A 26,727-nucleotide genomic window follows, 5' to 3' on the forward strand; every position below is an offset into this window, starting at 1 on the left:
ACTCCAGCCTCTAGCGCCCTCCTTAGATACTGCAACCTGCCTAAAAAATAGGCAGATTTAGGCCTATTTGTGCTAAAGTGTCATGCTTTCCGCACTCACTCCTGGCTATAACCCCAATAAATGAAGATTGGCTCTCATCTCCTCGCAAATAGACTATTTGTAGCCCCTATGGCTGGAGTCACTGACCGACCATTTAGGCAGCTATGCAAAACATTGGGTGCAGGCTATGCAGTTTCTGAAATGGTCGCCTCTAATGCACTGCTTTGGAAAAGTGAAAAAACGCAACGTCGAGCAAATCATGTGGGTGAATTCAAACCAATAGCAGTGCAAATTGCAGGCGCTGATCCGGCGATGATGGCGGCAGCGGCAAAAATCAATGTGGAACACGGCGCACAAATTATTGACATCAATATGGGTTGCCCGGCTAAAAAAGTTTGTAACGTCGCCGCGGGTTCAGCATTACTTCGTGACGAGCCCCTAGTGCAACACATTTTAGAGGCTGTAGTCAATGCCGTAGGCATCGGCCCCGATGCAGTGCCAGTCACACTAAAAATTCGAACTGGCTGGGATCGTGAACATAAAAACGCAATTGAAATTGCAAAGCTTGCGGAAAAATCTGGTATCTCTATGCTAACCGTGCATGGCCGCACACGCGCTGATCTGTACCATGGAGAAGCGGAATATGAAACGATTACTGCTGTAAAAAATAGTGTGAGAATTCCTGTAGTAGCCAACGGCGATATCAACACTCCTGAAAAAGCAGAACTGGTTTTAAAAACCACTGGTGCTGATGCCATCATGATTGGCCGCGCAGCTCAAGGTCGTCCTTGGATCTTTCGCGAGATTAACCACTACCTCACTACTGGCTGCAAAATGCCAAACCCAGAGATTAATGAGATTCAAGGCATTATGAATGCCCACCTACTCGATCACTATGAGTTCTATGGCGAGCACATTGGCCTGCGAACAGCCCGTAAGCATATTGGCTGGTATTGCAAAGGTTTAAGAGATTCTCATGCTTTTCGTCAGCGCATGAATACTGCCGACGATTGCAAAACCCAATTACAGATGGTCAATGATTACTTTGATGAGATGAGATCACATTCTGACCGCCTACTTTTTTTAGAAGCAGCTTAGTTCATGCTAAGTTATTTTCGTTTTTAGCACTGCCATTATTTATGACCTATAGACATCCCATTACCGAATGTATTGAAACGCAATTACAGCGTTATTTAGAAGACCTTAAAGGTACGCCGCCAAGCGGTATCTATGGCATGGTTTTAGCAGCAGTAGAAAAACCGATGTTACAACTCGTCATGCAGCATGCTAAACAAAATCAATCCTTAGCCGCGCAATATCTGGGGATTAACCGCAATACCTTGCACAAAAAGTTAGTCGAACACCAGCTGCTGAAATAATTTAAAGCGAACCAGCAATCCATTTATTTAAAAAGATCTCTCAACAATATGATCCGTACAGCCCTACTCTCCGTTTCTGATAAAAATGGCATCGTCCCTTTTGCCAAAGCCCTGCATGAGCAAGGCATTCGGCTTATTTCTACTGGCGGCACTGCAAAGCTTCTAGCGGAGAACAATCTACCAGTGGTTGAAGTGTCTTCATTAACCAAGTTTCCAGAAATGCTCGATGGTCGAGTGAAGACTCTGCATCCCATGGTGCATGGGGGCTTATTGGCGCGCAGAGACTTTCCTGAGCATATGGCAGCTCTGAAAGAGCATGGCATCGACACGATCGATATGCTGGTAATCAACCTTTACCCATTTAATCAAACCGTTGCTAAGGAAAGTTGCTCCTTCGAAAATGCCGTTGAAAACATTGATATTGGTGGCCCTGCCATGCTCCGCGCTGCTGCAAAGAACCATCAAGACGTGACGGTATTAATTTCTCCTGAAGATTACGCCCCCGTATTAGCAGAAATGAAAGCCAATCAGAATGTGGTGTCTTATAAAACCAATTTAGCTTTAGCTAAAAAAGTGTTTGCCCATACCGCTCAATACGATGGGGCAATTGCCAACTACCTCTCCGCCCTAGGCGATGACCTTGATCACAAATCCCGCTCCGCCTATCCAGAGACGCTCCACCTTGCCTTTGAAAAAGTCCAGGAGATGCGCTATGGTGAGAACCCGCATCAATCGGCCGCTTTCTATAAGGATATTTTCCCTGTCGCTGGAGCACTTGCGAATTACACGCAATTGCAAGGTAAGGAATTGTCTTACAACAACATCGCTGATGCAGACTCTGCCTGGGAATGCGTCAAAAGTTTTACTGGAAATGTTGGTGGGGCTGCAGCCTGCGTCATCATTAAGCATGCCAACCCTTGCGGCGTAGCTGTTGGTGCTAGCGCACTAGAGGCCTATCAAAAAGCCTTTAAAACTGATCCTAGTTCTGCTTTTGGTGGAATTATTGCGCTCAATGTTCCTTGTGATGGCCCTGCTGCTGAAGCGATCTCCAAGCAATTTGTTGAAGTCCTCATTGCACCTAGCTTTAGTGTAGAAGCGAAGGCAATTTTTGCCGCTAAACAAAATGTGCGCCTCTTAGAGATTCCATTGGGGGATGCTTTTAATGCATTTGATTTCAAACGCGTCGGTGGTGGTCTACTAGTGCAGTCACCTGATGCGAAAAATGTTTTACCAAGTGAAATGCGGGTTGTCAGCCAAAGACAGCCGACACCTAGCGAGATGAACGATATGCTATTTGCATGGCGGGTCGCCAAGTTCGTGAAATCTAATGCAATTGTGTATTGCGCCAATGGCATGACTCTGGGTATCGGCGCTGGTCAAATGAGCCGCGTCGACTCCGCTCGGATGGCTAGTATTAAAGCTGAGAATGCTGGATTAAGCCTACAGGGTTCAGCTGTTGCTAGCGATGCCTTTTTCCCATTTCGGGATGGCTTAGATGTAGTTGTACATGGTGGTGCAAGTTGTGCAATTCAGCCAGGTGGCAGCATGCGTGATGATGAAATCATTGCGGCAGCAAATGAACACGGTATTGCCATGATCTTTACTGGCACACGTCACTTCCGTCATTAAGCGTAAAGATATAAAGAGCACATGCGCTGGATTGGAATTGACCCAGGATTACGTACTACTGGTTTTGGCATCATTGATGTCGACGGTCAAAAACTGACCTATGTAGCTTCTGGAACCATTGAGAGCGGGGACCCTGCTAAAGGGTTGCCTGAGCGCTTAGGTGCGCTCTATAGCGGGGTAATAGAAGTTTTAGATACTTACCAACCGGGGTCTGCGGCTATTGAAGAGGTTTTTTTAAACGTCAATCCGCGCTCTACTCTGATGCTTGGCCAGGCGAGAGGCGCAGTGATTGCAGCATTAGTCTCAGCCAAGTTACCAGTTGCTGAATACAGCGCATTACGAGTCAAACAGGCAATTGTGGGAACAGGTAGGGCAGCTAAGCCTCAAGTTCAAGAGATGGTCAAAAGATTACTACGCTTAAATCGTGCTCCTGGAACGGATGCGTCGGATGCCTTAGGCGTGGCAATTTGTGCTGCTCATCATGCGCAAATTCCTAAGGCGATCACCACCGCACTCGCAAGCAAGAAGCGTAGTAAGTAAAAATACACATCACAGGTTAAGATCTTCATATGATTGGTCGCATTCAAGGTACTCTCGTCTCAGTTCACCCCCCTAGGCTTTTAGTCGACTGCCAAGGGGTTGGCTATGAAATTGATGTGCCCATGAGCACCTTGTATCAACTGCCGGAAGTAAATCAAAAAATTACTCTCCTCACCCACTTCCAAGTCCGAGAGGATGCACAGCAACTTTTTGGCTTTGCCACTGAAGTTGAGCGTGAGGCGTTTAGACAACTGATTAAAATTAGTGGTGTCGGCTCGAGAACTGCTTTAGCCATTCTGTCAGGTATGAGCGTGAATGAGTTGGCACAGGCAATTGCTCTACAAGAAGCTGATCGCCTCACTCAAGTTCCTGGCATTGGGAAAAAGACTGCTGAACGGCTTTGCTTGGAACTCAAAGGAAAGCTTGCCCCTGATTTAGGAATCGCCAATGGCAAGCCACAGGCGATCGAGGCAAGCAGTGAAGTGTTGCAAGCGCTCTTGGCCCTTGGTTACTCAGAAAAAGAAGCGCTCTTGGCACTTAAACAAATTCCACCTGACAGTACAGTTTCTGATGGTATTCGGATGGGCCTGAAGTATCTATCTAAAGCCTAATTAGCTAAACAGCACTACACTTGCAGCATGGCAATTCATACTGACGATCTCAACTCTATTCCTGAAGATTTACCTGAGGGTAATGATCGCATCGTTAGTGGTGCCGCAGGTAATGCCGAAGCTGTTTTTGAAAAAGCACTTCGTCCTAAACAGCTTGATGAGTATGTGGGGCAAACCAAAGCTCGCGCTCAATTAGAAATTTTTATTAGCGCTACCAGAGCAAGGCAAGAAGCTCTTGACCATGTTCTCCTCTTTGGGCCTCCAGGACTTGGTAAAACCACGCTTGCTCACATCATCGCTAGAGAACTTGGTGTCAATTTGCGCCAGACTAGTGGCCCTGTGCTTGATAGACCAGGTGACCTAGCAGCCTTATTAACGAATCTAGAAGCAAATGATGTGCTTTTTATTGATGAGATACATCGTCTTTCACCAGTCGTTGAAGAAATTCTGTATCCCGCGTTAGAGGATTACAGCCTAGATATCATGATTGGTGAAGGTCCTGCAGCGCGTAGCGTCAAGATTGATCTCAAACCATTTACCTTGATTGGTGCAACCACACGCGCCGGAATGCTGACCAACCCTTTACGCGATCGCTTTGGTATTGTGGCAAGACTTGAGTTCTACACCACAGAAGAGTTGACCAAGATTATCAATCGCTCAGCAAGCCTGCTCAAAGCAAGCATTGATCCAGAGGGTTCAGTAGAAATTGCTAAGCGTGCACGTGGCACACCACGGATTGCCAATCGCCTGTTACGCCGTGTACGGGACTACGCTGAAGTCAAGGGTACCGGCACCATTACCAAAGCCATGGCTGATGCTGCATTAAAAATGTTAGATGTGGATCCAAGCGGATTTGATGTGATGGATAGAAAGCTACTCGAAGCCATCATGCATAAGTTCGACGGTGGACCAGTTGGTATTGATAACTTAGCCGCAGCAATTGGCGAAGAACGCGACACTATTGAGGATGTTTTGGAACCCTACCTGATTCAACAGGGTTATCTACAAAGAACCTCGAGAGGACGAGTAGCAACTCGTCAGGCATACGAACACTTCGGCTTAACACCGCCGAGTGGCAATGCCAGCTTAGACCTGTAGGCCTAATCAGCTCAGTGTCACTTTTGCAAACTTACGTTTGCCGACCTGCACAACGTAGATTCCTGCTTCAATCTTAGCTTGCTTATCTGACAAGGTTGCGCCATCAATCTTCACACCATTTTGCTCAATATTCCGCATCGCTTCGGATGTGGATGGAGCTAAACCAGCAGCCTTTAAGAGACTTGCAATAGCCATCGGAGCACCAGCAAGACTTACCTCCGGAATCTCATCGGGTACGCCGCCCTTAGCACGATGATTGAAATCTTCTAATGCTTTTTCAGCAGCAGCCTGAGAATGAAAGCGCGCTACGATTTCTTGGGCAAGCAGCACCTTGCAATCTTTTGGATTACGGCCAGTAGCGACTTCTTGCTTCATTAAATCAATTTCTGAAAGTGGTCTAAATGAGAGCAATGTAAAGTAATCCCACATCAAATCATCCGAGATGCTTAACAGTTTGCCAAACATCTCTCCAGGCGCTTCGCTGATGCCAATGTAATTGCCCTTGGACTTACTCATCTTCTCCACGCCATCGAGCCCAACCAAGAGGGGCATGGTCAAAATGCATTGTGGCTCTTGGCCATATTCCCGCTGGAGCTCACGCCCAACCAGAAGATTAAATTTTTGATCTGTACCACCAAGCTCTAAATCACTTTTGAGGGCTACAGAGTCATAGCCTTGCATCAATGGGTATAAAAATTCATGAATAGAAATCGGTACACCATTGCGATAGCGCTTTGTAAAATCGTCACGCTCTAACATTCGGGCAACAGTATGTTTTGCTGCAAGCTGAATCATGCCACGCGCACCCAATGGGTCACACCATTCACTGTTGTAACGCACTTCGGTTTTGGATGGATCAAGCACCATGCTGGCTTGTCGATAGTAGGTCTCGGCATTCACGGCAATTTCTTCTGCAGTCAATGGGGGGCGAGTGGCATTACGGCCAGATGGATCGCCAATCATGCTGGTGAAGTCACCGATCAAGAAAATAACCGTATGCCCTAAATCTTGAAGCTGACGTAATTTATTCAAAACAACCGTATGCCCCAAATGAATATCGGGCGCAGTAGGATCTAAACCCAATTTAATCCGCAAAGGGGTCTTAGTAGCCTGACTACGAGCAAGCTTTTGGACCCAATCAGCCTCCACTAAAAGCTCATCACAGCCACGCTTAGTCACTTCTAGCGCTGCAAAGACTTCGGGGGTTAAAGGATATTTTTGTTCTGGTTTAGCCGTCATGCTGATTCGCTTAACTGTTTCAGTTAAATTAGTATTTAAATTGCTAAAGCATAATTGTCGCATTCCTGAGAACCCTATGAACAATCCGCATTCTCTTTACATTGGCCTGATGTCTGGCACCAGCCTAGATGGGATAGATGCTGTTTTGGCGAAGATTGGACCTAAGGGCGAAACCAAAGCTCTTGAGGCGGTAAGCACGCCCTTTGCGCCTGGACTTCGAAAAGCCCTCTTTGAACTCCAAACCCCCGGTCCAAATGAGCTGCACCGAGAAAAGCAAGCGGGCAATGCTTTAGCCTTAGCCTATTCACAGGCAGTAAACCAACTCCTCGAAAAAGCCAATTTACTTACCTCAGATATCGCAGCTATTGGCGCTCATGGTCAAACGATTCGCCACCAACCCCATCTCGGCGAGCTGGCTTACACACATCAAACCCTGAATGCCGCACTCTTGGCTGAGAAAACCGGAATTGATGTGATTGCAGATTTTAGAAGTAGAGACTTGGCTGCTGGTGGTCATGGTGCACCCCTAGTTCCCGCATTTCATGCGCAGCAATTTAAGTCCACCGAAAATCTCGCTATTCTCAATATTGGTGGTATCGCTAATCTCACGCTACTTCCGACAAGCGGTGATGTCACAGGATTTGACTGTGGCCCTGGAAATATGCTGATGGATGCCTGGATATATGAACATCAAGGTAACGCTTTTGATGAGAATGGCAATTGGGCAACCCAAGGAAAAGTGAATCAAGAATTACTAATAAAAATGTTGGCTGATCCATTCTTTAAAAAAGCTCCGCCAAAAAGTACTGGTCGAGATGACTTTCATCTGGAGTGGCTAAAAGAAAAATTGGGTAAAGAAAATCCTCATGCTGAAGATGTGCAGGCTACCTTATTGCACTTAACCGCTCACGCAGCACTAGAAGCTTTAGAGCAGCACGCCCCGCAAACCCAGAAGTTAATTATCTGTGGAGGGGGTGCATACAATCGGGCTTTGATGAATTTATTTAAGGTAAAAGCGCAGAGTCTTTTCAAAAAACCCTTGGAAATCACTTCAAGTGATACAGCAGGAATTGATCCTCAACTCGTTGAAGGCCTAGCCTTTGCATGGCTTGCATGGGCGTATAAAGAAAAACGGCCAGCAAATTTGCCAGCCGTGACGGGAGCGAGGGGCCCTAGAATTTTGGGCGCTTGCTATCCTGCGTAGTGAATTGTTATGCGGAGAAAGAAGATCCGCAACCACAAGTAGTAGTGGCATTTGGATTCTTAATCACGAACTGTGAACCATTGATATCTTCTTTATAGTCAATCTCAGCGCCCACCAAATACTGAAAGCTCATTGAATCGACCAATAAAGTAACGCCATTCTTTTCAAAGAGAGTGTCATCTTCATTCACAGCATCATCAAATGTGAAGCCGTATTGAAAGCCTGAGCATCCACCGCCCTGAACGAATACACGCAACTTCAACTCTGGATTGCCTTCTTCAGCAATCAGGTCAGCCACTTTGGCAGCAGCAGCATCCGTAAACACCAAAGGGGTTGGTGGCTCAGCTAAATCCTGTACGGGCTGTGTTGTAGCTAATTCAGTCATGATTTACTCCTAATTCAAAAGGCAATGTCCCATTTTAGGCTTTTAATGTCTAGCTTGCTGAAGGGTTATTAATCCGCCAGTTATGGGGAAACCGCAATCTGGGTTAAGCCGGTGGTTTCAGGCAAGCCAAACATGAGGTTCATACACTGCACGCCCTGGCCTGAAGCGCCCTTCACCAAATTGTCCTCTACCACCAAAATAACCAAAGTGTCGCCGCCACCAGGACGATGGATAGCGATACGCATACCATTACTACCGCGCACTGAACGTGTTTCGGGATGACTGCCAGCAGGCATTACATCCACAAAGGGCTCATCCTGGTAGAAGTTTTCATAGAGCTTTTGGTAATCAACCTCTTTACCTGCATCTGTTAAACGCACGTATAGCGTTGAATGAATACCTCTAATCATCGGAGTTAAGTGAGGCACGAATGTCAAACCAATCCGATCGTGACCCGCAATAGCCTTTAAGCCTTGGACAATTTCAGGGAGATGACGATGGCCCTTAACGCCATAAGCCTTGAAGTTATCGCTGGATTCTGAAAGTAGCGTTCCAATTTCTGCCTTGCGTCCTGCACCAGAAGTCCCAGACTTAGAGTCAGAGATGATGTGCATCCCATCGATCAAATCTTTACCTCCAGTCGACTTAGGAGAGAGAAGTGGTGCAAGTCCCAGCTGAACAGAGGTTGGGTAACAACCTGCCAACCCAACAACTCGCGCCTTTTTAATGGCCTCACGATTGATCTCGGCCAAACCATACACCGCCTCTGCCAGAATGTCTGGGCAGCTATGTTCCATGCCGTACCATTTGGCAAACTCTTGCACGTCCTTCAAACGGAAGTCTGCCGCAAGATCCAAAATCTTCACATTATTTGCGAGTAATTCTTTCGCTTGCGCCATCGCAACACCATGCGGAGTCGCAAAGAACACAACATCGCATTCATTTAACTTAGCTTCATCTGGCGTCGTAAATTGAAGATTAACCCGACCACGCAAGGATGGGAACATCTCAGCAACTGGCATGCCAGCTTCTGTACGAGAAGTGATAGCAACAATTTTTACCTCGGGATGCTGCGCTAATAGACGTAGCAACTCCACTCCGGTATATCCAGTACCACCAACGATGCCAACCTTAATCATGTCTTTCTCCAAAATACTTCCTAGTGATTACTTCAACTTGTAGAGATTAATACAAGATTCTTACAATTTACCCAATTGTAGAAACAAAAAGGGCCGCTTGCGCGACCCTTTCGATAAAACAATAGCGACTGAAAGAAATTAGCGCTTGCTGAACTGCTTGCGACGACGCGCGCCGTGCAAACCAACTTTTTTACGCTCAACTTCACGAGCATCGCGAGTCACCAAACCTGCTTTAGACAGAGTTGGCTTCAAAGCGTTGTCGTAGTCGATCAATGCACGAGTCACACCATGACGAACTGCACCAGCTTGGCCAGTTTCACCGCCACCAGAAACGTTTACTTTGATATCAAAGGTCGTTAAATGCGCTGTGAGAGCCAAAGGCTGACGAGCAATCATGCGTGATGTTTCACGAGCAAAATAGGCATCGATAGGTTTACCATTAACAATGATTTCACCTTTGCCAGATTTAATAAATACACGCGCCACAGAACTCTTGCGACGACCAGTACCGTAATTCCAATTTCCGTAATTAATAGCCATTTGGGTTCCTTAAATCTCTAACGCTTTTGGCTGTTGAGCCGCATGCGGATGATTGGCGTCGCCGTAGACTTTTAATTTCTTGATCATGGCATAGCCTAGTGGGCCTTTTGGCAACATACCCTTCACAGCCTTCTCCAAAGCGCGACCTGGGAAACGATCTTGCATCTTGTCGAAGTTGGTCGAGCTAATACCGCCTGGGTATCCGCTGTGACGGTAATAAATTTTGTTCAAGCCTTTTGTGCCAGTGACACGGAGCTTAGAAGAGTTGATGACAACAATAAAGTCGCCAGTATCAACGTGTGGGGTGTATTCAGGCTTGTGCTTGCCGCGTAGACGGAGTGCCACTTCACTGGCGACACGACCGAGGACTTTGTCCGTAGCGTCAATCACGAACCATTCATGCACTACCTCATGGGATTTTGCAGAAAAAGTTTTCATGATTTCTCAAATTGTTATGGTCAAAAAAATTACCCCAACCAAACTACGTCCACCTTGGCCCTGCTTATGTTTGCAAGCTCGCAGATTCTGCAATTCAACTGGTACGACAAATTACCGCTGACCGGCTCGGTAATTCAGTAAAGCCTTGAATTGTAACCCAAAAAAAACCCAGGAACTAGTCCTGGGCTGGAATCCACCGATGTTTGGGTGGAGGAGACACTGGGAGGTAAGTCGCAGTCTTGTATAAGACTGACTACCAATATGGTTATTCTACACAAGATTTATTGTGCAATGCAAGAAAATTGACTGGAATCAAGTTTTTGATGTTTTTTAGCCAAATTGAGGTCCCATACCTTTCCTCTAAAGATTGGTAAACTATTGATAATATTGATTAATTTAGTAAGTTAGGGATCACTAATATGGAATGTCGAGTAAGTTGGTTGGGTAATGGTGGCATGGCTTTTTCAGCCGAAACCGGCAGCGGCCATTTAGTGAACATGGATGGGGCCCCAGAAGCGGGCGGCAAAAACCTAGCCCCACGGCCCATGGAGCTCCTATTAGCGGGAGCAGGGGGCTGCTCCGCATTTGATGTGGTTTTAATCCTACAAAGGGCTCGGCAAGCGATTAGCGCTTGCGAAGTCACCCTGCAGGCTGAAAGAGCTACCGAAGACCCTAAAGTTTTTACCAAGATCAATTTGCACTTCACGGTCAAAGGCAAGGATCTTGATCAAGCCAAGGTAGATCGCGCTGTCAAACTTTCTCATGACAAATACTGCTCTGCGACCACTATGCTGGCTAAAACAGCTGAACTGACTTACAGCGTCGAAGTCATTTCTGAATAAGTGCAGAGCCAATCGATAAGCCGGATTCTGTCGCCTAGATTTGCATCTAGGGGCAATCATTCCTCTAGGCCGGCAGTTACCTGACGGCTCAAGCTCCCTACCCGCAGACTCAGCGGGACGCCTCATCGCCTGCTTACTTGGGATTGCTCCAGGTGGAGGTTACCGCGTTTCACCGTAACTAAATACGCTCGTCTCTGTGGCCCTATTCCTCACGTCGCCGTGGATGGCCGTTAGCCATCACCCTTCCCTATGGAGTCCGGACTTTCCTCCCCCTCAATAAAGAGGCGGCGATTGCCCAATTGACTCTGCGCCTGCAGTCTAACGCAGTCAGAGCAAATTGGCTTGTAAAAACAGTGGGGGCGTATTTAAAGCAGTGACCAAGCAATGGTCTCGCCTGCACGTAAGGGAACGATCGTAGTGTCACCTAAAGGCAATTCAGCGGGAATACTTTGTGCTGTTTTAGAAAGAGTAATTTTTTTACTATTGCGGGGCAAAGAGTAAAAATCAGGGCCAAAGAGACTGGCAAAACCTTCTAACTGATGTAATTTTCCAACGCTTTCAAACGCTTCAGCATATAAACCCAAGGCATTGAATGCGCTATAGCAACCAGCACAACCACAGGCCGCTTCTTTAGCGCCCTTAGCATGCGGTGCGCTATCGGTACCTAAAAAGAAACGGGGGTTGCCGCTAGTAGCAGCTTCTAATAATGCAAGGCGGTGCTCTTCACGTTTAAGTACTGGCAAGCAATAATTGTGTGGACGAATACCACCAGCAAAAATCGCATTACGATTCATGAGTAAATGTTGGGGAGTAATCGTAGCGGCAATCGCATTGTTTCCACCACTCGCTGCATCACGAACGTAGTGCGCTGCTTGCTTGGTGGTAATGTGTTCAAACACAATCTTGAGTTCAGGAAAATCTTTTCGTAGTGGCGCAAGCACCCTATCTATAAATACTGCTTCACGATCAAAGATGTCGATTTCAGCATGAGTCACTTCACCATGCACCAAGAGAGGCATGCCTGCAGCTTGCATCGCCTCCAAAGCTTTATAGCAGTGCTTGATATCGCTGACACCAGCATCACTATTCGTGGTGGCACCTGCAGGGTACAACTTAAATCCTACAATCCCTGCCGCTTTAGCCTTCTTCACTTCTTCCGCAGTAGTGTTATCAGTGAGATACAAAGTCATCAGTGGTGTAAAGCTGGTGATCCCTAAAGACTTGAGATTGGATTCAATACGAGATTGATAGGCCTTAGCCAAGTCAACAGTGGTCACTGGGGGCTTTAAGTTCGGCATGATGATGGCGCGCGCAAACTGACGCGCAGTATCTGCCAATACATCCTTCATGACCTCGCCATCACGAATATGCAGATGCCAGTCATCTGGTTGGATTAATTCGAGGTGTGTAGGACTATTGGACATATTATTTATTCAGCAAGATGATACGGAAATCATTCACATTCGTCAGTGTAGGGCCAGTTTCCACCAAAGCACCCAATTCTGCAAAGAAACCATAACAATCATGGCCCTCTAAGAATGAATCAGGCTCCATTCCTTTGTTCTGACTTACTTTACGAATGTCGCTTGTAAACCAGGCCCCTGCATTCTTTTCGCTACCATCAATACCATCAGTATCCGCAGCCAGCGCTGCTAGATCCGGCATATCAACGCTTGCAGCAAATAGCGAAAGAAGGTATTCGCTGCAACGACCGCCTCGCCCTTTCACTCCCTGGGGTATCGTTACAGTGCACTCACCACCAGAAATAATGGCTACCGGCTTCGGAAGCCCTTTTGCTAAATGTTCTCGAGCCAAGCGTGCTTGTGAAACACCAACTTCCTGAGCCTCGCCAGTAATCGTATCCCCTAAAAGGATAGGCTCATAACCTTGACTAAGAACATAGTCGGCAGCAGCCTCTAAACTTTTATAGGCTGTAGCGATCACATGATTAGCCACTTGAGCATTAACTAAGTCGATATCTTTAAGTGTTTCGGGCTTGTTTCCTGCAAGTCCTTGCGCAAGATGACTCAGTACCGAGGAAGGAATTTCATTTTTCCCTAAATGGTATTTTTCAAGAATAGTTATTGCGTCCAAGTAGGTCGAATAATCGGCAGCGCACGGTCCACTAGCAATATCTGCAGGAGCGTCACCTGTCACATCAGAAATCAATAAAGCCTCAACACGGGCGCCACGGGCAATCGCTACCCGAGCTAAATTACCACCCAAAATAGCAGATAGGTGCTTACGCACCACATTCATTTCTTCAATCGGAGCACCACTGCGCAAAAGTGCCTCAGTAGTCTTGCGCATATCCTCAATTGAGATACCCTCTTGAGGCAAAGTTAATAGGCTAGACCCTCCACCAGAAACTAGGCAAATCAAAAGATCGTTCTGCCCCAATTGATTAGTTAAGGCGTATATTGCTTTCGCTCCATCCATGCCCGCCTGATCTGGAACAGGATGACCTGCTTCTACGATTTGTATCTTGCTTGTTGGAGCAGCATGGCCATAGCGCGTTAATACCACCCCCTCAATTTTTACTTGGGGCCAGTGGGTATTGGCATAGGCCTCTACAGCGCTTGCCATTGAAGCACTGGCTTTACCAGCGCCGACTACTAAACATTTTCCCTTTGGTTCTTGGCCAGGTGGGAATATTTTTGCCAAGTGTTGCGGAACAATCAATTGTGGATCAGCCACAGCAACTGCGGCAGCAAAGGCCTTTTTCAGAATTGCTTCTGTCGATACGGTATAGGGAGATTGCTGCATCAATCTATTCTAAGTGCTATTTTCGAGAAAACCATTTCAGAATCGCATCGCCGTTACTAGGAGAAAAACATTTATTGGCAGCCAGCTCAAAGGGAAGCCACTCATATGCCACATGCTCTCTTGGAGAGAGCATGATTTGGATATTATCGGGTACCTGTAGCGCAAACCAATGCTCAGTATTTCTTGTAACGCCAGGGCCGTAACGGAAGCGCCACTCAGGATAGATCTCATACTCAATCTGATGGTGCATATTTTGAAGGGCATCCTCAGGTAATTGGTTGACTGCGATACCAGTCTCTTCAAATACCTCCCGGGTAGCTGCTAATTCAAGATTTTCATCCGGAGCATCTAAACTGCCCGTGACAGACTGCCAGAAACCTTTTCTATCAGCACGCTCTATCAATAAAACATCCCTATTCGATTTATAGATCAGAACTAAAACCGAGATAGGGATTTTCAAGATGGGATGTTGTTTTTTGCTTATGCCGCAGGCGCAGCCTGACGCAAACGAATATGCAGCTCGCGCAACTGACGCTCATCTACTGGGCTAGGAGCCTGAGTTAACAAACATTGTGCACGTTGTGTTTTAGGGAAGGCAATCACATCACGAATTGATTCAGCACCAGTCATCATCGTGACGATGCGATCCAAACCAAATGCAATGCCGCCGTGTGGAGGTGCGCCATACTGAAGAGCATCTAGCAAGAATCCAAACTTCGCTTGCGCTTCTTCAGGGCCGATCTTCAAAGCACGGAAAACTTGGCTTTGTACCGCTTCTTGGTGAATACGTACAGAGCCACCGCCGATCTCGCTACCGTTTAAAACCATGTCATAGGCTTTAGCCAAACATTTTCCTGGATCAGATTCCAGATACTGCATATGCTCATCTTTAGGGCTGGTAAACGGATGATGGCAAGCTACCCAACGCGCCTCACCTTCATCGTAATCAAACATCGGGAAGTCAACTACCCATAATGGCTTCCAGCCTTCAGTAAAGAGTCCATGCTCTTTACCCCAAGTAGAAAGGCCGATGCGCAAACGTAAATTGCCAATCGCATCGTTCACAACTTTTTCTTTATCAGCGCCAAAGAAAATGATGTCGCCATCTTTTGCACCCGTGCGCTTCAAGATGCCTTCAATTGCTGCATCATGCAAATTCTTAACGATCGGAGATTGCAATCCATTGCGACCTTCAGCAACGGAATTCACCTTGATCCAAGCTAAACCCTTAGCGCCGTAGATGCTGACAAACTGAGTGTAGTCGTCGATTTCACTACGACTAATCTCTGCGCCGCCTGGCACGCACAAACCTACTACGCGGCCACCTTCTTGATTGGCAGCGCCTGAAAACACCTTGAAATCTACATCCTTCATCAAATCCGTTAATTCAGTGAACTCAAAGTTCACACGCAAATCGGGCTTATCAGAGCCAAAGCGCGCCATACCTTCAGAGTAAGGCATAGTTGGAAATGGATTGGGCAACTCGACATTCATGGTTTTCTTGAAAATATGGCGGATCATGTTTTCAAACAGCTCACGAATTTCTAATTCACTTAAAAAAGCAGTTTCACAGTCGATCTGCGTAAATTCAGGTTGACGATCTGCACGTAAATCTTCATCTCGGAAGCATTTAGTGATTTGATAGTAGCGATCGAAACCTGCCACCATTAACAGTTGCTTAAAGAGTTGTGGAGATTGCGGCAATGCAAAGAACTGACCATCATGCACGCGTGAGGGAACCAAATAATCGCGCGCGCCCTCTGGTGTGCTTTTGGTCAACATTGGCGTTTCAATATCAATGAAGCCGGCATCATCTAAATAGCGGCGGCACTCCATGGCAACGTTGTAACGCAAACGCAAATTCTTTTGCATTTGTGGACGACGTAAATCTAAGACACGGTGAGTCAAGCGCGTAGTCTCGGATAGATTCTCATCATCAATCTGAAATGGTGGAGTCACAGAAGCATTTAAGATAACCAAGCTATGGCAAAGTATTTCTACTTTTCCACTCACTAAATCTGTGTTTTCAGTGCCTGCAGGACGTGCACGTACAAGGCCTTTAATCTGGATACAGTATTCACTTCTTACTTGTTCAGCGAGCGCAAACATCTCTGGACGATCTGGATCGCAAACCACTTGAACAAAGCCTTCGCGGTCACGTAAGTCAATAAAGATCACGCCCCCATGATCACGACGGCGATTAACCCATCCAGAAAGGGTAACTTCTTTTCCTATCAGTGAATCGGTTACCTGACCGCAGGTATGGCTTCGCATCGACATAACAATTTCCTAAAAATCAAAAATGGTGTGGTGACTGGGTTGCAGTCATACCGCTAGAACTATTGGGTGGTACCGAGCCCATTGAAACAATATGCTTCAATGCTTCCTCAACACTCATCTCCAATTCAATCGTTTGTGCACGTGGCACGATCATGAAAAATCCAGAGGTTGGGTTAGGAGTTGTAGGCAAAAATACATTGACATAGTCTTCGCCCAATTTAGTAGTCACTTCTCTAGCGGGTACACCCGTTTGAAAAGCGATTGCCCAAGAATCAGCGTGAGGGTAACGAATCAGCAGGGCCTTGCTAAAGGCTTGACCGCTTCCAGAAAATAAAGTGGATGAAACTTGCTGAACGCTTGAGTAAATTGAGCGCACAATCGGAATGCGATTAACAAACTTATCCCAGACCTTTAACCACCACTGACCAGCAAAATTAATTGCCAGTAGACCAGTCAACAATATGACTGCAATCACGATCAAGATGCCAACGCCGGGAAGATCTCGGAAATGCTGGAGGTCTCGCGCAGCGTCTTGCGGAAGAACCACAATAATGGCGTGCATTACTGAACCAAATACGCCGTCGAGCAAGCCCAAGCCCCATGCAATTACCCAAACGGTAATTGACAATGGTGCCCAAACGAGGATGCCTGCAATAAAGTATTTTTTCATGTGTTCTGCCTAGCCCGCTATTTTAGCGGTTTAGGAGCGAAACAGCGAAAGCCTAATAAATACCTAGGCTAATGATCAAAATTCCGGCCAAAAATCCACCAGCAAAGAGCAAAGCGCCCACGACCAAGCGACGGGTACGCCGTTCTTCAAGCAAAAGCGCCTTTAAGACCTCCAACTCACCAGTTTGATCTTTTGCTTGATGATTGGCCTGAGTTAGAGCATCCGCAATTAGACGAGGCAAAGTCGGCAAGATCTTGGCCCAGGCAGGAGCCTCATCTTTTAGGGAATCGATTAACCCACGCCAACCCAACTGTTTACTAATCCATTTTTCGAGGATCGGTTTGGCGGTTTTCCATAAATCCAAATCGGGATCTAGCTGACGTGCAAGTCCTTCGACATTTAACAAGGTCTTTTGCAATAAAGTGAGTTGCGGCTGAATCTCTACTTTAAAGCGACGCGAGGTCTGAAAGAGTCGCATCAAGACAATGCCCAGGGAAATTTCTTTTAGCGGACGATCAAAGTAAGGCTCACATACAGAGCGCACAGCCCCTTCTAATTCCTCTACCCTGGTATTTGCTGGCACCCATCCTGACTCAATGTGCAGCTCCGCTACACGGCGGTAATCACGATTAAAGAACGCTAAGAAATTGAGTGCTAAATAATTCTTATCAGACTCACTTAAAGCGCCCACGATGCCAAAGTCTAAAGAAATAAATCGGCCAAAGGTTTCTGGCTCTAAGCTGATCATGATATTTCCGGGATGCATATCTGCATGGAAAAAACCATCTTCAAACACTTGGGTAAAGAATATTTCTACACCATCAGCCGCTAATTTTTTGAAATCAACGCCAGCAGCACGTAGCTCGGCTGTCCGCCCAATAGAAATGCCATACATTCTTTCCATGACAATCACATTGGTGTAACAGAGATCCCAATACATTTCAGGAATCATCAACTTTTTGGAATCTACAAAATGTCGACGGATCTGACTTGCATTCGCCGCCTCACGCATGAGATCTAACTCATCGTGTAAATAGGTATCGAATTCAGCTACATTCTCACGCGGCTTTAAACGGCGTCCATCCTCAGAACTCTTTTCAATGACTTTGGCTAAGTCATACATTAAAGCCAAATCGCCCTCAATCACCGGCAGTATCCCAGGGCGCAAGACTTTAATCGCGACTGCTTTGTGATCCCACTCCGGATGCTTCTCAGTTGCACGCAAGATTCCGAAGTGCACCTGAGCCACTGATGCGCTTGCTACCGGTGTGGCATCAAAACTGATAAAGACTTCTTCAATAGGTTTGCCAAGAGCTTCTTCGATTAAACGACGTGACTCTGCATTTGAGAATGGAGGCACTTGATCTTGTAGCTTCGCTAATTCATTAGCAATATCTTCTGGCAATAAATCGCGTCGTGTTGACAGTACCTGACCAAACTTAACAAAGATTGGCCCTAGTGCCTCAAGCGTTAAACGAATCCGCTCACCCCTAGGCAAGCTGGCGCCGGGCGAAGTCCAGCAGACGACTGTTAATAGGCCCCTGCTCACTCCAGGCTTGAGGATATCGCGCAAGAGTGGCAATAAGCCATAACGCCAGGCTGTAAAGAATATAAAACAGAGACGAGCTAAGCGGCGCACGATTTATTTCACCTTCTGCTCTAGTAGTTGAATGCGCTTCTCGATCCGATCTACCGATTCGCGCAAATCATTTAATACGGCTTTATGGGCCATAAAGTCTCGTTTATTCAAAAGTACTTTTCTTTCTTCGCTCACGTACTCGACAATATTGTCCAGTAAATCACCTGCGGCAGAACGAGAAGCAGCAACCAATTTCTTACCCTGCCTAACTGCAAAGTTTGCAGGCGCATCCCCAAACAGACGCGCTAAATCTTCCTCGTACTCCCAGCGCAGCTGACCGGCTAAACGACCCAATAACTGAGCTAAGTCAGCATCCCCGGTAATTTTGACTGCTTTGAAGGCTTGCTCACGCAAACTTCCAGTAGTTGCAGCCAGGTCGCCAAGAGCTTTAGTTGAAACCTCTAGGCTTAAAGAAGGATCATTCACCACTTCCAGGGGATTTAGTAAACCCGTCGAAGAAATCTCAAAACCCAAATCTCCCAAAGGTAATTTCAACAGAATCGTTTTCCCAGCATGCTTAGCTAACTCAGCTAATGCCCAAGGCTCACTTTCTAATACATGATTAATCCCGCGGCATGCAGCGCCAGCGGCAAAAGTATGGGTAGAGGTTAAATGGCTATTCATGAGTGTAAAAAACCCGCACTAGTGCGGGTTTTCCAATGGAAAGTACCTTAAGCTTAAACCAACTGAGAGATACCCGCCAGTACCCAGCCGCCAGGGCCGTCAACAGGCTTACTCAAATTCCAGATTTCAGAGAAATCGCTTGCTGGGGCGCTTTGCTGTTCACGAATCATGCCGCCAAACTGCACGCTGCAGTAGTAGTGAGCATCAATCGTCTCAATACCTAGAAGTCGCGCATTGATTGTCACAACATCAGTCTGGTTACAAGCCTCAATTCTTCCCGCCAGATCTTGCTGAATGGTGGCAAACATTTCAGGCGTCGTAAATTCACGCAAAGATGCTAAATCACCTTGATCCCAAGCTTTTTGCAGGGTAACGAAATACTGCTTCGCATTTTCAAGAAACGTATGCTCATCAAAACCGGGTGGCAAAGTAGACTGAAATGGCTCAGGCTCAGTACTGACTCCACCAAAGGCATTCGCTGCCGGATTAAATGCCGGCTCTTGTCTTGGTGACTGATCAAGATTGCTTCGTTGCATTGCAGGGTTCACTACATTGGCATTCTGGCCAGCACCTGACATTGCTGGGAGCAATTTTCTGATCACAAACATAATCACAAAGCCAGCCAACATCGCAATCAATAAACCGGTAATGAGTGATGAGGCAGCTTCACCTAAGCCAAAGTGAGAAAGCAAATAACCAATACCTAAACCCGCAGCTAAACCACCTAAGATTCCGCCCATTCCACCAAAGCGACTGGGTGCCGGTGCTTGAGGAGCTGGGGCTGGAGTAGCTGGTTGTGCTTGTTGAGCTGGTTTTTGAACAGGAGCCGCTTGACGTTGCATTGGCGCACTTGGGGCGCGCCCAAAGCTTCGGCCGCCACCTAAACGACCCGCTTCAGCCTGACCAATAGATGCAAACACCAAGATCATGCTTAAGAGAACTGCTTTGAAAAAATGCTTATTCATTGTGATTTACCCCTTCATATAACTTCTTTACAGCTTGAGTTTTTAAGAGCTTAAAAACTATACAACTATCAGTATTTAATACCAATATGTAAGGCAACGATGCCCCCAGTCATTCTATGGGTTTCTACTTCATCAAAACCAACACTCAACATGATTTCTTTCAAAGTCTCTGCATCAGGATGCATACGAATAGATTCCGCCAAGTATCGATAACTTTCTGAGTCTTGCGCAATCTTCTCGCCTAACCACGGCAATACCTTAAATGAATATGCGTCATACACGGGCTGCAAGAAGTCATCAGGCTTAGAAAACTCCAAAACTAGAACGCGCCCACCTGGCTTGATGACGCGACACATCTCCCCCAGGGCCACATCTTTATGGGTCATATTACGCAAACCAAATGCAACAGTCACAACATCAAAATGGTTCGCTGGAAAAGGGATTTTTTCGGCATCAAATTGAACACAAGGCAGAGCCATGCCTCGGTCTAACAAGCGGTCACGACCAACCCCCAACATAGAAGCATTGATATCACTCAACCATACTTGCGCATCAGGGTTGTGCACCCAATCAGCCGCTTTCGCGAAAGCAGCAGCAAGATCGCCAGTGCCGCCCGCAATATCTAAAATCTTTTGTCCAGGCCTAACATTGGCGCGTGCAATGGTAATTTTTTTCCAAACGCGGTGCAAACCAAATGACATTAAGTCATTCATCACATCATATTTACTGGCAACTGAGTGAAAGACCTCAGCAACCTTGCTCGCTTTTTCTGCCTCATCGACGCTTTGATAGCCGAAGTGGGTTTTACTCATTAGTGACTCCCACAAGAATGGCCAGCTTGCGTCATCGGCGCATCACGATCAAGACCTGCTGCTGCCAATTTGGCTAAATATTCTTGCCAGACTTGTTCTTGGTTTTCACATAAGAAATATAAATATTCCCAAGAATACAAACCAGAATCATGCCCATCAGAGAAGGTGGGCTTCAACGCGTAATGCCCCACAGGCTCAAGACTAGAAATCAATACCTCACGTTTACCCGTTTGCAAGGTCTCTTGACCTGGACCATGACCCTGCACCTCAGCCGATGGTGAAACCACTCTGAGCAACTCAAATGGCAAACGATATGTAGGGCCACCTTCGTAAGAAAGCTCTAGCACCTTAGATTGTTGATGAACAACGATATTGCTTGGAATCATTAAACGAGAACCCTCTCAATGCCACCTTGGTTTGCTTTAGCAACGTAATCTTGCATCCAGTCTTTACCCAGTAATTTTTGTGCCATCTCCACCACGATGTAATCAGCAGTCGTATCGCTATCAGCATCAAAACGAGTCAAGCCCTGCAAACAAGATGGGCAACTAGTCAATACCTTGACTTCCCCTGTGAAATCGCCTTTGCGCAAATCATTAGCGCCTTTTTCCATTTCAATTTGCTTGCGGAAGCGCACTTGCGTCGAAATGTCTGGACGTGTCACTGCGAGCGTGCCTGATTCACCACAGCAACGATCATTTTTAGCAATCGCTTTACCATCCTCAAGCTGAATCAACTCATTTACAGTTTTCAATGGATCTTGCAGTTTCATCGGGGAGTGGCAAGGATCGTGATACATATACTTCACACCCGTTACACCAGAGAGCTTGACGCCCTTCTCAGCCAAGAATTCATGAATATCAATGATGCGGCAGCCTGGGAAGATCTGGTCAAACTGGTACCCAGCCAATTGGTCGTAACAAGTGCCACAAGATACGACGACTGTCTTGATATCTAAGTAATTTAAAGTATTGGCTACACGATGGAATAACACACGGTTATCCGTAATCATCTTTTCCGCTTTATCAAAGTCGCCATTACCCCGCTGTGGATAGCCACAACATAAATAACCTGGGGGTAGAACGGTTTGCACTCCTACGTTCCATAACATCGCTTGCGTAGCTAAACCAACCTGAGAGAACAAACGCTCTGAGCCACAACCGGGGAAATAAAACACAGCCTCAGTATCTGCAGAAGTCGTTTTTGGATCACGAATGATCGGTACGTAGTTTGCATCCTCAATATCCAAGAGGGCACGCGCAGTTTTCTTTGGCAAATTGCCAGGCATCTTCTTATTCACAAAGAAAATAACCTGCTCTTTAACGCTTGGCTTACCTACTGTTGCAGGTGGGTGAGCGGTTTGCTGTTTGGTAAACTTCCGCAGAACATCATTACCAAGCCGCTGCAAGCTATAACCCCAGCCAATCATGGTCTTGCGAGCCAAATGAATTGTTTCAGGGCTGGTGGCATTCAAGAAGAACATAGATGCAGCAGTTCCAGGATTAAAGCGTTGTTGCCCCATCTTGCGCAATAAGTTACGCATGTTCATCGTCACATCACCAAAGTCAATCTTGACGGGGCAAGGTGTTAAACACTTATGACACACCGTGCAATGTGCTGCAACGTCATCAAACATTTCCCAATGACGGATAGAAACACCGCGACGTGTTTGCTCTTCATATAAGAAGGCTTCAATCAACAGAGAGGTTGCCAAGATCTTATCGCGCGGACTGTAAAGCAAGTTTGCGCGCGGTACATGGGTTGCACAAACCGGTTTGCACTTACCACAACGTAAGCAATCTTTCACGCTATCAGCAATCGCACCGATATCACTTTGTTGCATGATGATGGACTCATGGCCCATCAAACCAAAGCTTGGCGTATACGCCATACTCAGGTCAGCATGGGGCATCAACTTACCTTTATTGAAGCGGCCCTCTGGGTCAACCCGGTTCTTGTAGCTGCGGAAGTCTTTTAACTCAGCTTCGGTCAAATACTCTAGCTTCGTAATACCGATGCCGTGCTCGCCAGAGATCACGCCATCTAATGAGCGGGCCAATTTCATGATACGGTCTACGGCCCGATGTGCATCTTGCAACATTTCATAGTCATCAGAATTCACGGGAAGATTGGTGTGAACGTTTCCATCACCCGCGTGCATGTGTAAGGCTACGAATACGCGCTTACGCAGAATATTTTTATGAATGGCCTCGAGCTCAGCCAGAATTGGCTCAAACGCCAAGCCACCAAAAATAATGCGCAATTCGGCGCGCACTTCCTCTTTCCAGGATGCACGTAGACTGAAGTTCTGTAACTTCGGGAAGTAAGTATCCATTTGTGTGAGCCACTCAGCCCAACGAGTACGTACCTTACTGATTAAATCCAAGGCCTGTTGAACACGATCACCTAAGATTTCAGCAGTAAGGATCTCATACTCTTCATCGCTCTTGCCCAACGGCAACGCACTCTTCTTCAAAAACGATTCGAGGCCATCAAGTACTTGCAATTTATTCTTAAGAGATAGCTCAATATTGATGCGATCAATGCCATCGGTGTATTCGCCCATACGCGGCAAAGGAATCACAACGTCTTCATTGATCTTGAATGCATTGGTGTGGCGAGCGATAGCCGCTGTACGTGCGCGATCTAACCAAAATTTCTTGCGTGCCTCTGCGCTCACAGCAACAAAACCTTCGCCAACGCGCAAGTTCGCCATCCGCACCACTTCGCTTGTAGCTGCAGCAACAGCTTCTTCGTCATCACCAGCAATGTCGCCAATCAAGACCATCTTGGGCAAGCTATTTCGCTTAGATTTGGTCGAGTAGCCAACTGCTCGTAAGTAACGATCATCCAAATGCTCAAGACCAGCCAGAATTGGGCCGCCTTGTTTACTCAAACCGTCTAGGTAGGCTTTGATTTCAACAATACTTGGAATGGCTTCACGTGCTTGACCAAAAAACTCTAAGCAAACTGTACGCATATATTTCGGCATACGATGCAATACCCAAGTTGCACTCGTAATCAAACCATCACAACCTTCTTTTTGAACACCAGGTAAGCCAGATAAAAATTTATCTGTAACGTCTTTACCTAAACCTTCTTTACGAAAACGCTTACCCTCTACTTCGAGTAATTCTGTTTTGAGAATACGTTGGCCTGGCTCACTATTACCATCTGACCAAGTGAGTTGGAAACGCACAGTTGCGACATCATGGATCTTGCCCATATTGTGATCAAGGCGCTCGACATCCAACCAATTTCCTTCTGGATCGACCATGCGCCAGCTGGCAAGGTTATCCAATGCAGTTCCCCATAGAACTGCTTTTTTACCGCCGGCATTCATCGCAATATTGCCGCCAATGCAGCTTGCGTCGGCAGAAGTTGGGTCAACGGCAAACACCAGCCCTGCATGCTCTGCGGCATCAGAAACACGACGTGTTACGACGCCTGCACCGGTAAAAATAGTTGAGACTTCATGGTTCAGCCCCGGTAGGCGTTTCGATTGAACTCCGCCAATATCCTGTAATTTTTCAGTATTAATGACTGCAGACATTGCATACAGAGGAATTGCGCCACCGGTATATCCAGTGCCGCCTCCACGAGGAATAATTGTGAGGCCCAATTCCACACAAGCTTTTACAAGGCCGGGGATTTCAGATTCATAGTCAGGCTTCAAAACGACTAGTGGGAATTCCACACGCCAATCGGTTGCATCCGTTACATGCGCAGCACGTGAAACGCCATCAAAACAAATGTTATCGCTGGCAGTGTGACGACCCAACTCTTTACGAGCGCGTTTACGAATTTGCTCAACCTCTTTAAAACCGTTCTCAAAATTTTCAATAGCGCGATAAGCGGCGCTTAATAAAATTTCAACTTGTTCTGCAGAGTCACCGTTATTGCGTTTTTTAACTTCGCCCAAGCGATGCCATAAAGCGTCAATCAATTGTTTCCGACGATGGGGGCTATCTAGCAAATCATCCTGCAAAAAAGGATTGCGCTGAACGACCCAGATATCTCCCAGGATTTCAAACAACATGCGAGCGGAACGGCCAGTCCGGCGCACACCCCGCAAGTCATTCAAAACGCGCCATGACTCCTCGCCCAACAGGCGAATCACAATTTCTCGGTCAGAAAAGGAGGTGTAGTTGTAAGGAATTTCACGAAGACGGGGAGAACCCGCCTCAGCATCCAACAACTGGTTCAAAGCTAATGGAGCATTCATAGCGTCATATTTGGTAAATAAGCATTTTAATTGAGCGAACCTGATAGTGGCAGGAAACTGGGAAAGTTGTTGTCCAAAGTAATAAACCCTTGCAAATCTAAGGGCTTAGGAGCCATCCGTGGTACGCTCATTGGATGGCAACGAACTATTTAAAGAAAATTTTATCGGCTCGCGTCTACGACGTGGCCAGAGAGACCGAGCTCCAGCTCGCCCCTGAACTCACCAAGCGTTTAGGCAATCAAGTACTCCTAAAAAGGGAGGATAACCAGCCGGTTTTCTCTTTCAAACTACGGGGCGCCTATAACAAGATGGCCCATTTACCCCCAGAAGCCTTAAAACGCGGTGTTATTGCCGCCTCTGCAGGCAATCATGCGCAGGGAGTCGCTCTAGCTGCAGCCAAAATGAAATGCAAGGCAGTCATCGTGATGCCCGTGACAACACCTAGCGTCAAAATCGATGCCGTTAAGGCTCGAGGCGGGTCTTGGGTAGAGGTCATTCTTCACGGCGAGTCATACAGTGACGCTTTTCAACATTCTGAAGTGCTTGGCAAAAAACGGGGGCTGACCTTTGTTCATCCTTTTGATGATCCTGACGTCATCGCTGGTCAAGGCACGATTGCTCATGAGATTTTTACTCAATACGAAAAACCCATCGATGCAGTTTTTGTAGCAATTGGTGGTGGTGGCTTGATTTCAGGTATCGGTGAATACATCAAAGCAGTCAGCCCAAAAACTAAAGTCATTGGCGTTCAAGCATCGGACTCCGATGCGATGAATCAATCACTCAAAGCAAACAAACGTATTGAGATGAAGGATGTCGGTTTATTTTCAGATGGCACTGCCGTCAAATTGGTTGGCAAAGAAACTTTTCGTATCTGCAAAAAAGTTGTAGACGAAATTGTCACAGTTGATACCGATGAAATCTGTGCGGCTATTAACGATGTCTTTACGGATACTCGCAGTATTCTGGAGCCTGCTGGTGCCTTAGCTATTGCCGGCATGAAGAAATACGTAGAACAAAAACATATTAAGAAGAAAACCTTGGTGGCAGTTGCGTGCGGCGCCAATATGAACTTTAGCCGTCTGCGCTTTGTGGCAGAGCGTGCAGACGTTGGCGAGTTTCGTGAAGCTGTATTTGCAGTAACGATTCCTGAAGAGCGTGGCTCCTTTAAGCGCTTCTGTGAATTACTCGGCAAGCGTAATGTCACTGAATTTAACTATCGCATTGGCGATCAAAGTGAAGCACATATTTTTGTAGGTATTGGCACACAAAAAGCGGGTGATAGTGAAGCGATTGCTAAACATTTCCGCAAAGCGAAGTTTGCAACGATCGATCTCACACATGATGAGTTAGCAAAGTCTCATTTACGTCATATGGTTGGTGGCCACTCTGCCCTTGCCAAAGATGAGTTGCTCTACCGCTTTGAGTTTCCAGAGCGTCCGGGTGCACTCATGAAGTTCTTAACCAGCATGGCACCTAACTGGAATATCAGCTTATTCCACTATCGGAATCATGGCGCTGACTATGGTCGTATCTTGGTCGGTATTCAGGTTCCCCAAAATGAACAGAAGAAATTCCAAACCTTCTTGGCGAAATTGGGCTACCCCCATTGGGATGAGAGTAATAACCCAGCTTATCGTTTATTCCTCAAATAAGATCTAGC

At 46.6% G+C, this 26,727-nt stretch carries 25 protein-coding genes and 1 other RNA gene; 9 read left to right on the forward strand and 17 right to left on the reverse strand.

The window, feature by feature from the left end; genetic code table 11:
* Positions 1-120: 120 nt before the first annotated feature.
* From dusB to ruvB, 6 genes are read left to right on the forward strand one after another with little or no spacing between them, the layout of a single operon-like run.
* On the forward strand, positions 121-1,137 hold the full coding sequence (gene dusB, locus C2757_RS07825) for a tRNA dihydrouridine synthase DusB (RefSeq protein WP_215374060.1): 1,017 nt from the start codon (positions 121-123) through the stop codon (positions 1,135-1,137).
* A 41-nt stretch (positions 1,138-1,178) separates the two neighbouring features.
* Positions 1,179-1,418, forward strand: a complete 240-nt coding sequence (locus C2757_RS07830) for a helix-turn-helix domain-containing protein (RefSeq protein ID WP_215374063.1) — start codon at positions 1,179-1,181, stop codon at positions 1,416-1,418.
* 48 nt (positions 1,419-1,466) lie between these two features.
* On the forward strand, positions 1,467-3,047 hold the full coding sequence (purH, locus tag C2757_RS07835; protein ID WP_215374066.1) for a bifunctional phosphoribosylaminoimidazolecarboxamide formyltransferase/IMP cyclohydrolase: 1,581 nt from the start codon (positions 1,467-1,469) through the stop codon (positions 3,045-3,047).
* Positions 3,048-3,068: 21 nt separating this feature from the next.
* On the forward strand, positions 3,069-3,587 hold the full coding sequence (gene ruvC / locus C2757_RS07840; RefSeq protein WP_215374069.1) for a crossover junction endodeoxyribonuclease RuvC: 519 nt from the start codon (positions 3,069-3,071) through the stop codon (positions 3,585-3,587).
* Positions 3,588-3,616: 29 nt separating this feature from the next.
* Positions 3,617-4,198: a Holliday junction branch migration protein RuvA gene (gene ruvA / locus C2757_RS07845; RefSeq protein ID WP_215374071.1), complete on the forward strand. Its 582-nt coding sequence runs from the start codon at positions 3,617-3,619 to the stop codon at positions 4,196-4,198.
* 27 nt (positions 4,199-4,225) lie between these two features.
* Positions 4,226-5,296 (forward strand): Holliday junction branch migration DNA helicase RuvB, encoded by a 1,071-nt coding sequence (gene ruvB / locus C2757_RS07850; protein ID WP_215374074.1) that lies wholly within the window; start codon positions 4,226-4,228, stop codon positions 5,294-5,296.
* Between the two features lie 6 nt (positions 5,297-5,302).
* On the opposite strand, the gene tyrS is transcribed toward ruvB, so the two are convergent.
* A complete protein-coding gene (tyrS, locus tag C2757_RS07855; RefSeq protein ID WP_215374077.1) occupies positions 5,303-6,535 on the reverse strand; it encodes a tyrosine--tRNA ligase in 1,233 nt (410 codons plus the stop codon).
* A gap of 76 nt (positions 6,536-6,611) precedes the next feature.
* Here tyrS and C2757_RS07860 point away from each other — a divergent pair, with 76 nt between their 5' ends.
* Positions 6,612-7,739 (forward strand): anhydro-N-acetylmuramic acid kinase, encoded by a 1,128-nt coding sequence (locus tag C2757_RS07860; protein WP_215374079.1) that lies wholly within the window; start codon positions 6,612-6,614, stop codon positions 7,737-7,739.
* Positions 7,740-7,746: 7 nt separating this feature from the next.
* Here the strand turns inward: C2757_RS07860 and erpA are convergent, their stop codons facing one another.
* The 4 genes from erpA to rplM all read right to left on the reverse strand — a co-directional run bounded on the left by erpA (position 7,747) and on the right by rplM (position 10,241).
* Entirely contained in the window at positions 7,747-8,124 is a 378-nt protein-coding gene (gene erpA, locus C2757_RS07865) for an iron-sulfur cluster insertion protein ErpA (RefSeq protein ID WP_215374082.1), read from the reverse strand.
* 80 nt (positions 8,125-8,204) lie between these two features.
* Entirely contained in the window at positions 8,205-9,263 is a 1,059-nt protein-coding gene (argC, locus tag C2757_RS07870) for an N-acetyl-gamma-glutamyl-phosphate reductase (protein ID WP_215374085.1), read from the reverse strand.
* A gap of 138 nt (positions 9,264-9,401) precedes the next feature.
* Entirely contained in the window at positions 9,402-9,803 is a 402-nt protein-coding gene (gene rpsI, locus C2757_RS07875; RefSeq protein WP_071466175.1) for a 30S ribosomal protein S9, read from the reverse strand.
* A gap of 9 nt (positions 9,804-9,812) precedes the next feature.
* A complete protein-coding gene (gene rplM / locus C2757_RS07880) occupies positions 9,813-10,241 on the reverse strand; it encodes a 50S ribosomal protein L13 (RefSeq protein ID WP_011903721.1) in 429 nt (142 codons plus the stop codon).
* A 419-nt stretch (positions 10,242-10,660) separates the two neighbouring features.
* Here rplM and C2757_RS07885 point away from each other — a divergent pair, with 419 nt between their 5' ends.
* Positions 10,661-11,083, forward strand: a complete 423-nt coding sequence (locus C2757_RS07885; protein WP_215374088.1) for an OsmC family protein — start codon at positions 10,661-10,663, stop codon at positions 11,081-11,083.
* Here C2757_RS07885 and rnpB read toward each other — a convergent pair.
* The 12 genes from rnpB to C2757_RS07945 all read right to left on the reverse strand — a co-directional run bounded on the left by rnpB (position 11,084) and on the right by C2757_RS07945 (position 25,064).
* Positions 11,084-11,390, reverse strand: an RNA gene (rnpB, locus tag C2757_RS07890) — RNase P RNA component class A. It lies immediately after the preceding gene.
* A gap of 58 nt (positions 11,391-11,448) precedes the next feature.
* A complete protein-coding gene (pyrC, locus tag C2757_RS07895; protein ID WP_215374091.1) occupies positions 11,449-12,507 on the reverse strand; it encodes a dihydroorotase in 1,059 nt (352 codons plus the stop codon).
* A 1-nt stretch (position 12,508) separates the two neighbouring features.
* Complete coding sequence (locus C2757_RS07900) at positions 12,509-13,849, reverse strand: glycerate kinase (RefSeq protein ID WP_215374094.1); 1,341 nt, start codon at positions 13,847-13,849, stop codon at positions 12,509-12,511.
* Positions 13,850-13,865: 16 nt separating this feature from the next.
* Complete coding sequence (nudB, locus tag C2757_RS07905) at positions 13,866-14,309, reverse strand: dihydroneopterin triphosphate diphosphatase (protein ID WP_215374097.1); 444 nt, start codon at positions 14,307-14,309, stop codon at positions 13,866-13,868.
* A gap of 20 nt (positions 14,310-14,329) precedes the next feature.
* Positions 14,330-16,129 carry an aspartate--tRNA ligase gene (gene aspS, locus C2757_RS07910; protein WP_215374100.1) on the reverse strand — a complete coding sequence of 600 codons (1,800 nt, stop codon included), beginning with the start codon at positions 16,127-16,129 and terminating at the stop codon, positions 14,330-14,332.
* 16 nt (positions 16,130-16,145) lie between these two features.
* Entirely contained in the window at positions 16,146-16,799 is a 654-nt protein-coding gene (locus C2757_RS07915; protein ID WP_215374102.1) for a DUF502 domain-containing protein, read from the reverse strand.
* A 52-nt stretch (positions 16,800-16,851) separates the two neighbouring features.
* Positions 16,852-18,438, reverse strand: a complete 1,587-nt coding sequence (ubiB, locus tag C2757_RS07920) for a ubiquinone biosynthesis regulatory protein kinase UbiB (RefSeq protein ID WP_215374105.1) — start codon at positions 18,436-18,438, stop codon at positions 16,852-16,854.
* A 3-nt stretch (positions 18,439-18,441) separates the two neighbouring features.
* A complete protein-coding gene (locus C2757_RS07925) occupies positions 18,442-19,062 on the reverse strand; it encodes an SCP2 domain-containing protein (protein WP_215374107.1) in 621 nt (206 codons plus the stop codon).
* 53 nt (positions 19,063-19,115) lie between these two features.
* Positions 19,116-20,027, reverse strand: a complete 912-nt coding sequence (locus C2757_RS07930; RefSeq protein ID WP_215374109.1) for a Tim44 domain-containing protein — start codon at positions 20,025-20,027, stop codon at positions 19,116-19,118.
* 68 nt (positions 20,028-20,095) lie between these two features.
* Positions 20,096-20,839, reverse strand: a complete 744-nt coding sequence (gene ubiE / locus C2757_RS07935; protein ID WP_215374112.1) for a bifunctional demethylmenaquinone methyltransferase/2-methoxy-6-polyprenyl-1,4-benzoquinol methylase UbiE — start codon at positions 20,837-20,839, stop codon at positions 20,096-20,098.
* Positions 20,839-21,225: a gamma-butyrobetaine hydroxylase-like domain-containing protein gene (locus C2757_RS07940; RefSeq protein ID WP_215374115.1), complete on the reverse strand. Its 387-nt coding sequence runs from the start codon at positions 21,223-21,225 to the stop codon at positions 20,839-20,841. The genes ubiE and C2757_RS07940 overlap by 1 nt, the downstream gene beginning before the upstream one ends.
* Positions 21,225-25,064, reverse strand: coding sequence for an FAD/FMN-binding oxidoreductase (locus C2757_RS07945; protein ID WP_215374118.1), 3,840 nt, complete (start codon positions 25,062-25,064; stop codon positions 21,225-21,227). Before C2757_RS07945 ends, C2757_RS07940 begins: the two co-directional genes overlap by 1 nt.
* Positions 25,065-25,198: 134 nt before the next feature.
* On the opposite strand from C2757_RS07945, the gene ilvA reads away from it, so the two are divergent.
* Positions 25,199-26,719: a threonine ammonia-lyase, biosynthetic gene (gene ilvA / locus C2757_RS07950; RefSeq protein ID WP_215374121.1), complete on the forward strand. Its 1,521-nt coding sequence runs from the start codon at positions 25,199-25,201 to the stop codon at positions 26,717-26,719.
* Positions 26,720-26,727: the final 8 nt, after the last annotated feature.

This window comes from Polynucleobacter sp. MWH-Svant-W18 (genome assembly GCF_018687495.1).
Lineage (GTDB): Bacteria > Pseudomonadota > Gammaproteobacteria > Burkholderiales > Burkholderiaceae > Polynucleobacter.